11 protein-coding genes are annotated in these 12,752 nt (G+C 61.0%); 8 read left to right on the top strand and 3 right to left on the bottom strand.

Features of this window, described 5'->3' with window-relative positions; genetic code table 11:
- Positions 1-107: 107 nt before the first annotated feature.
- The 8 genes from AB4N33_RS08175 to AB4N33_RS08140 all read left to right on the top strand — a co-directional run bounded on the left by AB4N33_RS08175 (position 108) and on the right by AB4N33_RS08140 (position 7,050).
- Positions 108-1,430: an MFS transporter gene (locus tag AB4N33_RS08175; RefSeq protein WP_476456954.1), complete on the top strand. Its 1,323-nt coding sequence runs from the start codon at positions 108-110 to the stop codon at positions 1,428-1,430.
- Positions 1,431-1,576: 146 nt separating this feature from the next.
- On the top strand, positions 1,577-2,569 hold the full coding sequence (gene araD1, locus AB4N33_RS08170) for an AraD1 family protein (RefSeq protein WP_476456953.1): 993 nt from the start codon (positions 1,577-1,579) through the stop codon (positions 2,567-2,569).
- A gap of 10 nt (positions 2,570-2,579) precedes the next feature.
- The gene (locus tag AB4N33_RS08165) at positions 2,580-4,160 is read left to right on the top strand and encodes an aldehyde dehydrogenase (NADP(+)) (RefSeq protein WP_460141889.1); all 1,581 of its coding nucleotides are present in this window, start codon (positions 2,580-2,582) and stop codon (positions 4,158-4,160) included.
- 191 nt (positions 4,161-4,351) lie between these two features.
- Complete coding sequence (locus AB4N33_RS08160) at positions 4,352-4,645, top strand: DUF5629 family protein (RefSeq protein WP_476456952.1); 294 nt, start codon at positions 4,352-4,354, stop codon at positions 4,643-4,645.
- Positions 4,638-5,807, top strand: a complete 1,170-nt coding sequence (locus AB4N33_RS08155) for a lactonase family protein (RefSeq protein ID WP_476458794.1) — start codon at positions 4,638-4,640, stop codon at positions 5,805-5,807. Before AB4N33_RS08160 ends, AB4N33_RS08155 begins: the two co-directional genes overlap by 8 nt.
- 154 nt (positions 5,808-5,961) lie before the next feature.
- Positions 5,962-6,141 carry a hypothetical protein gene (locus AB4N33_RS08150; protein ID WP_460125483.1) on the top strand — a complete coding sequence of 60 codons (180 nt, stop codon included), beginning with the start codon at positions 5,962-5,964 and terminating at the stop codon, positions 6,139-6,141.
- A 442-nt stretch (positions 6,142-6,583) separates the two neighbouring features.
- Complete coding sequence (locus tag AB4N33_RS08145; protein WP_460141886.1) at positions 6,584-6,796, top strand: hypothetical protein; 213 nt, start codon at positions 6,584-6,586, stop codon at positions 6,794-6,796.
- Positions 6,793-7,050, top strand: a complete 258-nt coding sequence (locus AB4N33_RS08140; RefSeq protein WP_476456951.1) for a hypothetical protein — start codon at positions 6,793-6,795, stop codon at positions 7,048-7,050. Before AB4N33_RS08145 ends, AB4N33_RS08140 begins: the two co-directional genes overlap by 4 nt.
- A 149-nt stretch (positions 7,051-7,199) precedes the next feature.
- On the opposite strand, the gene AB4N33_RS08135 is transcribed toward AB4N33_RS08140, so the two are convergent.
- Genes AB4N33_RS08135 through AB4N33_RS08125 form a run of 3 tightly spaced genes read right to left on the bottom strand, consistent with a single transcriptional unit; the run spans position 7,200 to position 12,675 of the window.
- Entirely contained in the window at positions 7,200-7,796 is a 597-nt protein-coding gene (locus AB4N33_RS08135; RefSeq protein WP_476456950.1) for a glutathione S-transferase, read from the bottom strand.
- On the bottom strand, positions 7,793-11,434 hold the full coding sequence (locus AB4N33_RS08130; RefSeq protein ID WP_476456949.1) for an AAA family ATPase: 3,642 nt from the start codon (positions 11,432-11,434) through the stop codon (positions 7,793-7,795). The genes AB4N33_RS08135 and AB4N33_RS08130 overlap by 4 nt, the downstream gene beginning before the upstream one ends.
- Entirely contained in the window at positions 11,431-12,675 is a 1,245-nt protein-coding gene (locus AB4N33_RS08125; RefSeq protein WP_476456948.1) for an exonuclease SbcCD subunit D C-terminal domain-containing protein, read from the bottom strand. The genes AB4N33_RS08130 and AB4N33_RS08125 overlap by 4 nt, the downstream gene beginning before the upstream one ends.
- Positions 12,676-12,752: the final 77 nt, after the last annotated feature.

The following is a 12,752-nucleotide window of genomic DNA, read 5'->3' as shown; positions in this document are numbered from 1 at the left end:
AATAGTATTACTATATAGTCGCCTCCACTGGAGGGATTGCCCTGGCGTTTTTAGTGCGAGAGGCGTCCCCCAAGGTTCCATAACAACAACAATCGGAGACCGATCTCATGAGCCAGGAATTGCGGCTTATTCGTCGCATCACACTCAAACTGATTCCCTTCCTGATCCTGCTGTACCTGATCGCCTATGTGGATCGCTCCGCCGTAGGCTTTGCCAAGCTGCACATGGGCGCTGACATCGGGATCGGCGATGCCGCCTACGGTCTGGGTGCCGGGCTGTTCTTTATTGGTTACTTCCTCCTGGAAATCCCCAGCAACCTGATGCTCGAACGCTTTGGTGCGCGGCGCTGGTTTGCGCGGATCATGATTACCTGGGGCGCCATCACCATCGGCATGGCCTTTGTACAAGGGCCGCACAGCTTCTATGTGATGCGCTTTTTGCTGGGTGCCGCTGAAGCCGGGTTCTTCCCGGGCGTCCTGTACTACATCACCCAGTGGTTCCCGGTGCGTCACCGCGGCAAGATCCTTGGACTGTTCATCCTCTCTCAACCGATTGCCATGTTGATTACCGGGCCCGTGTCCGGCGGCCTGCTGGGCATGGATGGCATCCTGGGCCTGCACGGCTGGCAGTGGCTGTTCATCGTAATCGGTGCCCCGGCGATCCTGCTGACCTGGCCGGTACTGCGCTGGTTGCCGGACGGTCCGCAACAGGTGAAGTGGATGGACCAGGCCGAGAAGGACTGGCTTGCCGGCGAGCTGAAAAAGGACTTGGCGGAGTACGGCCAGACCCGCCATGGCAACCCGTTGCATGCGCTCAAGGACAAACGCGTGTTGCTGCTGGCGCTGTTCTACCTGCCAGTGACCTTGAGCATTTACGGCCTGGGCCTGTGGCTGCCAACACTGATCAAGCAGTTCGGCGGCAGCGACCTGGTGACCGGTTTCGTGTCGTCGGTGCCTTACATCTTCGGGATTATCGGCCTGCTGATCATTCCGCGCAGTTCCGACCGCTTGAACGATCGCTACGGTCACTTGGCGGTGCTCTATGTGCTGGGCGCGCTTGGCCTGTTCCTCAGTGCCTGGCTGACCTTGCCGGTGGCGCAACTGGCGGCGTTGTGCCTGGTGGCGTTCGCGCTGTTTTCCTGCACGGCGGTGTTCTGGACGTTGCCCGGTCGATTCTTTGCCGGTGCCAGTGCGGCAGCGGGGATCGCGTTGATCAACTCGGTGGGCAACCTCGGCGGCTACATCGGCCCGTTCGTGATCGGCGCGCTGAAGGAATACACCGGAAACCTGGCGTCGGGCTTGTACTTCCTGTCCTGCGTGATGGTGTTCGGATTGATCTTGACTGGCGTGGTTTATCGCCAGTTGGAGCGCAAGCATGTGTTGCCGGCTGACCAGTTCGCCGCAAGTGCGCGGGGGGCGAGTCGTATTTAAATGTGCTTCGGCCCCTGTGGGAGCGGGCTTGCCCGCGATGGCGGAGTGTCAGGCGCTGATGAGGCTGGATATGCCGGCCGCATCGCGGGCAAGCCCGCTCCCACAAGGTGTTGTGTGGTTCTGAAGAATTATTGAAGGAGATTTCCATGCGTCTGGTTCAATTCGAATTGTTAAACGGCGAGCGCCGGGTAGGTGTGGTGCAAGAAGGTCAGGTTCGCGAAGTGCAGGATGCGCGCACCGTGCGCGATCTGGCCCTGGCGGCGATCGAGGCGGGCGTCAACCTTGAACAGCAAGTCACGGCGCTGGGCCTGGGCATCAGCCATGATTACGCCGAACTGCTGGCCACGTTGCGCATCCTGCCACCGCTGGACCACCCGGACCCGGCACACATGCTGGTCACCGGCACCGGCCTGACGCACCTGGGCAGTGCCTCGGCGCGGGACAAAATGCACCAGCAGTCCGCCGACGAAACGGCAATGACCGACACCATGCGCATCTTCAAATGGGGCGTGGAGGGCGGCAAGCCGCCAGCGGGTCAGGCGGGTGTGCAGCCGGAATGGTTCTATAAGGGTGACGGCAGTATCGTCGTGCGCCCGGGTCAGGCGTTCCCGTTGCCACCGTTCGCCGAAGACGCGGGTGAAGAGCCGGAGATCAGCGGCCTGTATGTCATCGGCCACGATGGCAAGCCGTATCGCATGGGTTACGCCATCGGCAACGAGTTCTCCGATCACGTCATGGAGCGCAAGAATTACCTGTACCTGGCGCACTCCAAATTGCGCAGTTGCAGTTACGGTCCGGAACTTCGAGTGGGTCAATTGCCTCAACATCTGGCAGGCACCAGCCGTATCGTGCGCAACGGCGAAGTGTTGTGGCAGAACGAGTTCCTCAGTGGCGAAGCCAACATGTGCCACAGCCTGGAAAACCTCGAATACCACCATTTCAAGTACAGTCAGTTCCTGCGCCCGGGTGATGTGCACATTCACTTCTTCGGGACGGCGACGTTGTCGTTTGCCGACGGCATTCGTACGCAGCCGGGTGATGTCTTCGAAATCAGTCAGGCCGAGTTCGGCGCACCGCTGATCAACGGTATTGCACCGGTTACAGCGGTGTTCGAACCCGGCACCATCGGTACTCTTTAAGGAATCCCCAATGAGTCAGACACTGGGTCACAACTACATCGGCGGCCAGCGTAGCGCGGCCGGCACCGTCCAACTGCAAAGCGTCGACGCCACTACTGGCGAGGCATTGCCGGGCTATTTCGTCCAGGCCACGCCCGAAGAAGTGGATGCCGCCGCCAAGGCCGCCGCTGCCGCCTACCCGGCGTATCGCCGCCTCAGCGCCGAACGTCGTGCACAGTTTCTCGATGCGATTGCCGATGAGCTGGACGCCCTGGGCGACGATTTCGTGGCGGTGGTCTGCCGCGAAACCGCGTTGCCTGCCGGCCGTATCCAGGGTGAGCGCGGTCGCACCAGCGGACAGATGCGCTTGTTCGCCAAGGTCCTGCGCCGTGGCGATTTTTATGGCGCGCGAATCGACAAGGCACTGCCGGATCGCCAGCCCCTGCCACGCCCGGATTTGCGCCAGTACCGCATTGGTCTAGGTCCGGTGGCCGTGTTTGGCGCGAGCAACTTCCCCCTGGCTTTTTCCACGGCGGGCGGCGATACCGCATCGGCTCTCGCCGCCGGTTGCCCGGTGGTGTTCAAGGCCCACAGCGGCCATATGGCCACGGCCGAGCGGGTCGCTGATGCCATCATCCGCGCTGCGGAGAAAACCGGCATGCCGGCAGGCGTGTTCAACATGATCTACGGCGGTGGCGTAGGTGAGGCGCTGGTCAAGCATGCGGCGATTCAGGCCGTTGGCTTCACCGGTTCGCTGCGCGGCGGGCGCGCCTTGTGTGACATGGCGGCGGCACGTGCGCAGCCGATCCCGGTATTCGCCGAGATGTCGAGCATCAACCCGGTGATCGTTCTGCCCCAGGCTCTGGCGGCACGCAGTGAAACGGTCGCCCGTGACCTTACCGCTTCGGTGGTCCAGGGTTGCGGTCAGTTCTGCACCAATCCAGGCCTGGTGATCGGTATCCGCTCGCCACAGTTCAGTGCCTTCGTGGAACAGGTGGCGGGGCTGATCAACGACCAGCCGGCGCAAACCATGCTCAATGCCGGAACCTTGAGCAGCTATGGCAAGGGCCTGCAAAAATTGCTGGCGCATCCGGGCATCACTCATCTGGCCGGCAGCACACAGCAGGGCAATCAGGCGCAGCCGCAATTGTTCAAGGCCGATGTCGGTTTGCTGATCGATGGCGATGAAGTATTGCAGGAAGAAATCTTTGGTCCGACCACGGTGTTTGTCGAAGTGGCGGATCAGGCGCAACTGACGGCTGCGCTGCACGGTCTGCACGGACAGCTGACGGCCACGATCATTGGTGAACCGGCTGATTTTGAACAGTTCGGCGAGCTGACGCCGTTGCTGGAACAAAAGGTCGGCCGCATCCTGCTCAACGGTTACCCGACCGGTGTAGAAGTGTGCGACTCCATGGTCCACGGCGGGCCGTACCCGGCCACTTCCGACGCCCGTGGCACCTCGGTGGGCACCCTGGCCATCGACCGCTTCCTGCGTCCGGTGTGCTTCCAGAACTACCCCGACAGCTTGCTGCCGGATGCGCTGAAGAATGCCAACCCGTTGCGCATCCAGCGCCTGGTGGATGGACAGCCGTCGCGTGAGGCGATCTGAGGATCAACTGAAGGAACCCTTTTCCTGTGGGAGCGAGCTTGCTCGCGATGGCGGTGTGTCAGCCAAGATTGTATTGACTGGCACACCGCCATCGCGAGCAAGCTCGCTCCCACAGGGGGCGTGTGGTGTTTGTGAAAGGGGCTTGGCTCAATAAGCTATCATTGCGTCTTTGAACTCAAAGACTGACTGCCATGACTGCCGTAACCAACACCTTGCTCGCCGCCCTCGAAACCTGCGACATGCTGGAAATCGATGGGCTGCACGCTTTCGATTTTTCACTCGATGAACAAGACAACCTGCACATTGAATGCATGGACGGCCGCGCGCTCAAACGTTGGATATTCAGCATGGCGCAGATCGAAGCCGCGACTTTCGATACCGCCCTGCAAAGCTGGATCATCACCGGTGAGTCTGGCGAACACCGGCTGGTCTGCCTGGACGCCACTGGCGGTGACAACGAGGATGACGAGCATGACGATGCGTAAGTTCTGGCCGCTGTTGATGGCCGGCAGCGTCGGTGCCATGGGCGTGCAAGCGGCGTTCGCCGAGCAATATCAAGTGCTGGTGGGTACGTACACGGCGGGGCAGAGTGAGGGCATCTATCGCCTGAACTTCGACAGCAACCGTGGCCAGCTCGATGCCAAGCCGCTGCAAGTGATCAAGAGCGAAAACCCTTCGTGGCTGACCCTGTCCAGGGATCAGCGGCAATTGTTCGTGGTCAACGAAAACGGTCCGGGTCAGCAGGATCCAGTCGGTCGTGTCAGCAGCTTCGCCATCGACCCCAAGAGCCATGAGCTGAGCCTGATCAGTCAGGTGCAGAGCCTGGGCAATGAGCCCACCCATTCAAGCCTCAGCGCCGACGCGAGCCACCTGTTCGTCAGCAATTACTCGGTGGCTGAAGACCCGGGCGGCACCCTGGCGGTGTTGCCGGTGGGCGCCGATGGCAAGCTGGGGCCGGTGGTGCAGATGAGCAGTCATCCCTCTAGCCTGGTCAATCCCGAGCGGCAGATGTCGGCGCACGTGCATTCGACCGTGTCTTCCCCGGATGGTCGGTTCGTGTTCTCCAATGATCTGGGCGCAGACAAGGTCTTTGTCTATCGCTTCGATCCCAAGGCCAACAAGGACTTGCCATTGGTAGCGGCTGATCCTGCGTTCGTGCAGTTGCCTGCGGGCAGCGGTCCTCGGCACCTGCTGTTCAGCGCTGACGGCAAACATGCCTGGCTGACCATGGAAATGAGCGCCCAGGTTGCGGTGTTCGACTACAGCAACGGCACACTCAAACAAACACAGATGGTTGACCTCGCTGCTGGGCAACCGGTCTCGGACAAGGCCGCCGCTGCGCTGCATGCCTCGGCTGATGGCAGGTTTCTCTACGTCAGCAACCGTGGCACCGCCAACCAGGTGCTGGTGTTTTCGATCGACCCGGCGACCGGGCATCTCAAGGAACTGCAACGCCGCTCCGTAGAGGGCGATCATCCGCGCGAGTTCACCCTGGACCCCAGTGGCAAATTCCTGCTGATCGCCAATCAAAAGAGCAACCAGATTGTCGTGGTCGAGCGGGATGCCAAGAGCGGGCTGCTGGGTAAAACCGTGCAGAAACTGCCGATGGATGCGCCAAGCGACTTGAAATTCCTGGTGCGTCAATAGACCGCAGGCCCCGAATGATGGGGCCTGTAGCTTTCTATCAATCACGATGATATGCGTTAGTGCTACAAAAGATTTCAAACGCATGCACCTCGAACGTTAAGTTTGCTCCACGGCCTTAACCGGCAAGTAAGCCCACTACTTCGAGGAACATCCCATGAACTTCAATCTCTTCTCCATCATCGCCGCTTCCGCTATCTCCGCTACCGTTGCATTGCCAGCCAGCGCCAACGCGGAAATCAGCGATAAAAAAGCCCACACCCAGAGCTACACCCAGAAATACCTGCAACAAAGTGCCAACTTCTACGCCGCACTGGACCACAAAACTCAAGCCTGAAAGCTCAACCCCGACTTTATGCAGGAGCGAAGTCACTTGTGTTGATCGAGTCGAACGTCTCGAACCCCACGAGTGATGTCGCTCCTGCATAACGCGTTCACGACAATGTCATAGTGCTACTGGCGCAATGCTTGATATCACATGGCCATACGTTTAGATTTATCGCCGAAGTCTCCTTGTCCAATAAAAAGGATCGACAATATGGCGATGCGTTTGGCTGTAGTACTTCTGTGCCTCTATTCAACTCCCATCCTTTCCGCTCACACGCCCGTTTCCGGCGAGCCTGAGGCTGCACGAGAGCGCCTGATGAGTTTTATTGAAGGCTGAAATAGACTGGCTCAATGATCAATAAAGCTGATGGTCACTATGGATAACCCTGAGTGGTTATCACGGCTTTTTTGATCGATTCTGTGGACATCGAAACATGTCCACGGAGAACATCATGGCCAGCTCACTGCTTACCTCTGCCAAATACGGCGCCTACCTGGCCATCGGTCTGTACGTGGCGCTGGTGTTGGTCGTCAGCCTCTCGGCGCAATCACAACGCGACATCGACGCACCGATCCAGGTGGCTCATCCCGGTATCCAGTTCGACCATCGCGTGCAGAACGCTGCAGTCGATCATGTTGATGCGGCGGGAGTGGCAGGCATATGAAAGGGGGCAAACTCTGGGTCATCGCCTCGTTGGCGGTCATGACCAACGGCTCGTCCCTGTTGGGTTTCAACCAGGGCTCGGCGGGGGGCGTTGCGCGGTCGATAGAGGCCAATCACAACCTCGCTCACAACATTGAAACGGCGAAAGCCATGGGTCTGTTGGCCGGCAATCCACCGGTGAAACGCCAAGGCGACTTTTTCGGCCCGTTCCAGATCGATTGCTCGCTATTGCAGATGTGCGAGGTGTTTGCGTGAACGACGTCTGTCGTCCACAAATCCGATGAACACTGAACCCCGTGGGAGCGGGCTTGCCCGCGAATGCGGTGGATCAGTTAAAGTGATGTCGACTGACCTGACGCTATCGCGGGCGAGCCCGCTCCCACAGGTTTTTCAGTGGTCCAGGGTCATTTCTGCATTATTGATGTGAACAAATCCGAATCGATAAACCCCTGCAACCAGCGCTGCAACCTCGGGTAGGACGCCTGCCCGAACCACTCGCGATCCACATGGGCGAACTGGCGCATGAACGGCATCAACGCCACGTCCGCCAGGCTCGGATGGTCTGTCAGCAAATATTCGTGCTGCTCCAGCAACCGTTCGAGCTTGCCCAGGAACAGCTCACCTTCGCTGCGATAGACCGTCATCGGCTGTTCGGGGTAACGCTCGGCATATTTGTAGCGATTCAGGTGCACCTTGAACACCTGATCGTTTTCCTCGACCAATGCCGCGATGGCCGCAGGCCCGGCGGGGTCATTCAACAGTTGCCAATCCTGCGGGTCATGCTGCGCCAGGGCCCAGTGCATGATCGCCAGGCTTTCATCGATCACCTTTCCATCGACGTTCAACACCGGCACCGTGCCTTTACTCGACAGCGCCAGCATCTCGGCCGGCTTGGCCTTGAGGCTGACTTCGACGATCTCCAGCGCCACGCCGCTGTAGCGCAAGGCCATGCGGGCTCGCATGGCGTAGGGGCAGCGGCGGAAGGAGTACAGCGTGATCATTTCACCTCCAGGGTGCTGAGGCCGTTGCCCTGGCGCTGCACCTGGATCTGCACCGGAATCCGCTCGTGCATTTCCTGAACGTGGGAGATCACCGCGACCTTGCGCCCCTGGGCCTGCAAGCCGTCGAGTGCGTCCATGGCCAGTTGCAGCGATTCCGGGTCGAGGCTGCCGAAGCCTTCGTCGATGAACAGCGATTCGATCTTCAGCGTGCTCGAAGCCATGGACGCCAGGCCCAGCGCCAGCGCCAACGACACCAGGAAGGTTTCGCCGCCGGACAGCGAGTGCACCGAACGCAGTTCGTCGCCCATCTCGGTGTCCATTACCAGCAAACCGAGCATGCTGCCGCCGCGCTTGAGGCGGTAGCGCCGCACCAGTTGGCGCAATTGCACGTTGGCGTGATGCACCAGCAGGTCGAGGTTGTAGGCCTGGGCGATCTTGCGGAAGGTGTCGCCGGTGGCGGAGCCGATCAATGCATTGAGGCGTGCCCAGCGCTGATATTCGGCGTACGCCTCGGCGATTTGCCGGGCAAGCGCCTGATTGGCGTTCTGCCGGCGCTGATCTTCGGCCTGTTCGGCGCGCAGTTCGGCACACAGTTGTTCGCTGACAGCACATTGCTGTTGCAGCTCGGCGAGGGCGCTCGCCAATTGCTCGGCATCAAGGTTGCCGTTGTGCTGGGCCTGGTGACTGGCTAGGCGTTTGTCACGCTCGTGCAGCAACACCCTGGCCTGTTCGATAGCCTTTTCGTTTTGCTGCAAGCGCTGGCGCAGTTCGCTGACCTGTTGCTCGTCCACACCGAGCAACTGCTCAAGGCCACCATCATCCAGTTCCGGATGCAAGGCGCGCCAATCGCCGATCTTCGCCGTGAGCTCGCGATCCTCGGCTTCAAGCGCGGTGAGTCGCTCCTGCTGCGCGTGGAGTTCAGCGGCCAGTTGCACTTGTTGCGTGCGTATCGATTGCAGTTCCTGATTGGCTGAGGTCTCGGCGGCGCGGGCCTGTTCGACCGCCTCATCCAATTGTTGCTGCCACTGCTCGGCGCTTTCGTGGCTGCCAAGCCACTGCGCCAGTTGTTGTTGGCAAGCCTGTTGCTGCTCGGCCAAGGCGCTGAACTGCTGTTGCGCCGCTTCCAACTGCTGGGCGCGGATCTGCTGTCGATCCTGTTCCTTTTCCAGCGTTTGCTGGCGTTGCTGCTGCTCGCCGAGTTCGTCGCGCTGCTGATCGAGTTGTTCCAGGCGTTGCGCGATCTGCCGGTCGAGTTGCATGAAGGTCGCCGCCGGCTCCACGCGCAAGGCTTCCAGCGTGTCGGCGGGCAGCAGGCTGCTGAACGCATGCAGCTCTTCGTCCAGGCGCTGGCGATCGCCGGCCAGCTCACGTTGCTGGTTGAGCAGGTGCTGGGTGGCTTGCTGGCTGGCGGTTTCAGCGTTGCGCAGTTGCTGTTGCAAGCGCGCGGCGTCCTGTTGCAGGGTCAGCAGGGCAGTTTGCCGTTGTTCGTCCTGGCTGATGCTCTGGTTCAACTGGCTGTTTTGTTGGGTCAGCCAGGCATCGCGTTTGTCCGCATCATGATTGAGCAACTGCGCCGACAGCGGGTGTGCATCGAGGCTCGGCGCGAGGATTTGTTGCTGGGCCAGCAGGTGTTCCTGCTGCTGTAGCAGTTCCTTCTGCTGGGCGATCACGCCGCCGACTTCGGTGCGCAGGTCAGTCAGTTTTTCCTTGAGCGCATCCACCGCTTGCTGGGCATTGGCCTGTTCGCTTTCGTCATGACGGCCGAGGCTTTGCAGCAGTGCTTCTGGCTGATGGTAGGGGTGATCCGGGCTGCCACAAACCGGGCAGGGTTGATCGTCTTGCAGCTGCGCGCGCAGCTCTTCCACACTCGCGCTGCGAGCCACGCGCTGGCGCTCGAGCAATTGGCGGGTGACGGTCAGGGTTTGTTCGGCGACTGCCAGTTCGTTCCGGGTCTTCACCCCGGCCTCAGTCAAACGGTCGCGCTGGAGTTGAGCCTCGGCCTGGCGTTGTTGCAATTGGGCCAGACGCTGTTCCAAGTCCCGCTGGCTGCTCCACAGGCGTGCCAGTTCCTCGAAGGCGCGTAGCTGCTTGCGGTTATCTTGCAACAGGTTGCCCAGCAACTGGATCTGTTCGGCCACCGCTTCAGGTTCGGCACCGGCCTCTTTGTAGAGCACTTCCAGGTGCTGTTTTTGCGCGCTCCATTCTGCGCTGGCAACGCTGGCATTGTGTTCCAGCGTCGCCAGCTCGGCTTGCCCCTTGTTGAGGCGGTTACCGATCAACATCAATTGCTGCAAGCGATCGCGGTAGGCATTCCAGGCATCACTGAGCGGCGCCAGAGCAACGCTCTGCTCCAGCTCGGCGGCAATCTGTTGCAGGCGCCCGGCCACGCGTTGTTGCTGATCGAGCAAGCCCTGGATCGTCGTTTGCCCTTCAGTGCAGGCCTGTTCGGCTAGCTGCTTGCGGTCCGCGCTTTGGTCGGCATCCTTGATCAGGCGAGCCAGGGTTCCCTGGGCCTCAAAGGCCTGGCGCAGCAGCGGGGTGCTCGCAGCGTGTTCAGCCTGTGCGGCCGCCAGCGTGGTTTTCGCTATGGCCAAACGCTGTTCGAGTTGGGCCTGGCATGTTTGCAAATCCTCTTGTTGGCGGGTGTGCTGCTGGATCTGCGCGGCCAGTGGCGTCAGCCGGGACCTGAGTTCGCTCTGGCGGGCAAACTGGTGCCGTTGTGGGGCCAGTTGCTCAAGGCGGGTCAGTGTCAGGCGTTCGCCGGCCAGCCGTTGCCCTTCCTGCTCGGCGCTGGTCAGCTGTTCGCTGGCGCTGAGCTGTTCGTCCTGCAACTGTCCCAGCTCCTTGAGCCAGGTATGTTGAAGCTCCAGTTGCTTGAGCTGCGCCTGCCGGGTCTTGAGTTGCTGCTGCGCCTGATCGAAGCGCTCGTCCAGTGCAGCGCGTGCTTCAGGGGCCAGCGGGGTCACACCCGTGGCCTGATCCTGCAACAACTTGTGCGCCTCACGCGCGTCCTTGGTCTTGTCGAAGGCACGCCGGCCCAAGCGCGTGTAGAGCGCGGTGTCGGTGAGTTTTTCCAGCAGTTCGCTGCGTTCGTTATCGTTGGCCTTGAGGAAGGCGCTGAATTCGCTTTGCGCCAACAGCACGGCGCGGGTGAACTGCTCGAAGTTCAGGCCCAGCACGGCTTCGAGCTGAGTCTTGAACTCGACTTTCTGGCTGGCCAGCAATTGATCCAGATCGATATCGCGAAGGCTCTGGCGGCTGGCTTGCAGCTTGCCGGCAGCCTTTTCCCGAGCGCGGTTGGCTTCCCAGCGTGCGCGGTAGCGCCGGCCATCGATGCCGACGAAATCCACCTCGGCATAACCTTCACCGGTGCCGCGACGCAGCAGGGTGCGCGGGTCCCCGGTACTGATCTCGCCGTCCGCATCCGGCGCCTTGGCCGACACCTGGGCATTGCTCAGTCGTGGCACGGCACCAAAGAGCGCCAGGCACAACGCGTCGAGCAAGGTGCTTTTACCGGCACCGGTCGGGCCGGTGATGGCGAACAGGCCAGCACTGGCCAGCGGCTCGGCGGTGAAGTCGATTTCAAACGGCCCGGCCAGCGAAGCCAGGTTTTTCAGGCGGATGGCGAGGATTTTCATGGCTGTTCGCCCTCCATCTGTACGTCTTGCAGCAACTCGGCAAAGTCTTTGAGGGTTTGCTCATCGACCTCGCTGCCGTAGTTGTCGTGCCAGGCGCGGCTGAACAGTTCCTGCGGCGTCAGTTGGTCGAGCTCGATCAGGGCTGCGCCGTCATCGACGCCTTCGCGGCCGCCGTTGCCGGCGTACTCGGCGGCGATACGCACCAGGCGCACGGCTTTGCCTTGCAGAGCGGTTTCCACCTGATTGCGCAGGTCGGGTTGTGGCTCGTCCAGGCGTACGCGCACTTCCAGCCACGGTTGACGCTGGATATCGGCCAGCAGATCGACGTTGGGCAGCTCGTCCAGTTGCAGCAGGATGTCCGCCAGTGGCGCTGGGCCGAGGCGTTGCAGGTTGACGGCGCGGGGAATCAGCTTGGGTTCGACGCTGACCAGGGTTTCGCCGTCGAGCTGAATGTCGAGGATCTGGTGCTGATAGGCGATTTCGGAAAAGGACAACGGGATCGGGGAGCCGCTGTAACGGATGCGCGTTTCGCCGTTGACCTTCTGCGGCTTGTGCAAATGGCCGAGGGCGACGTAGCTGATGCTGGGGCCGAACAGGCTGGCGGGCAGGGCTTCGGCGTTGCCGATGATCAGGCTGCGCTCGGAGTCTTCGGATACCGAACCGCCCGCCATGTGCGCGTGACTGATGGCGATCAGGGCCTGGCCACGCTTGCGCTTGGCGTTGGCCGCTTCGATCAGCCACTCGTGAACCTGGCCGATGCCACGCAGGTAGTCATCGCCCAAGTGGGCGCCAGTGACTTCGGCCGGGCGCAGGAACGGCAGCGCCAGGCACCAGGCTACCGTCTTGCCCTTGGCGTCTGGCAGCGGCAACAGCAGGCGTTCGGCGTCGAGCTGGCCGTCGTCCAGCCACAACACGCGTCCTAGCGCATGGGTACGCAAACGGCGCATCAGTGGCGCTGGCAACTCGATGCGGGAGCCGGAATCGTGGTTGCCGGCGATCATCACGATGGTGAGTTTCGGCTGTTGTTCGTGGGCACTGACGATGAAATCGTACAGGCGCTCCTGGGCTTTGACCGGCGGATTGACCGTGTCGAAGATGTCACCGGCGATCAGCAGAACATCCGGCTGGTCCAGTTTGAGCTGACGCAACAGCCATTCCAGAAAGCAGGCGTGCTCGAAATCGCGATCCTGGCCGTGCAGGTTTTGTCCCAGGTGCCAGTCGGAGGTGTGAAACAGACGCAAGGCGAGCTCCGTAGGAAATAAGGTCGTGGCCGCGAGGAAATTGATGGCGGCGAAAAGGGTGGGAGTTTACGGGGAAA

Source organism: Pseudomonas sp. S1_E05 (assembly GCF_056337105.1).
Note: the sequence above shows the minus strand (reverse complement) of the source record. Positions and strands in the feature narration are given on the sequence as shown.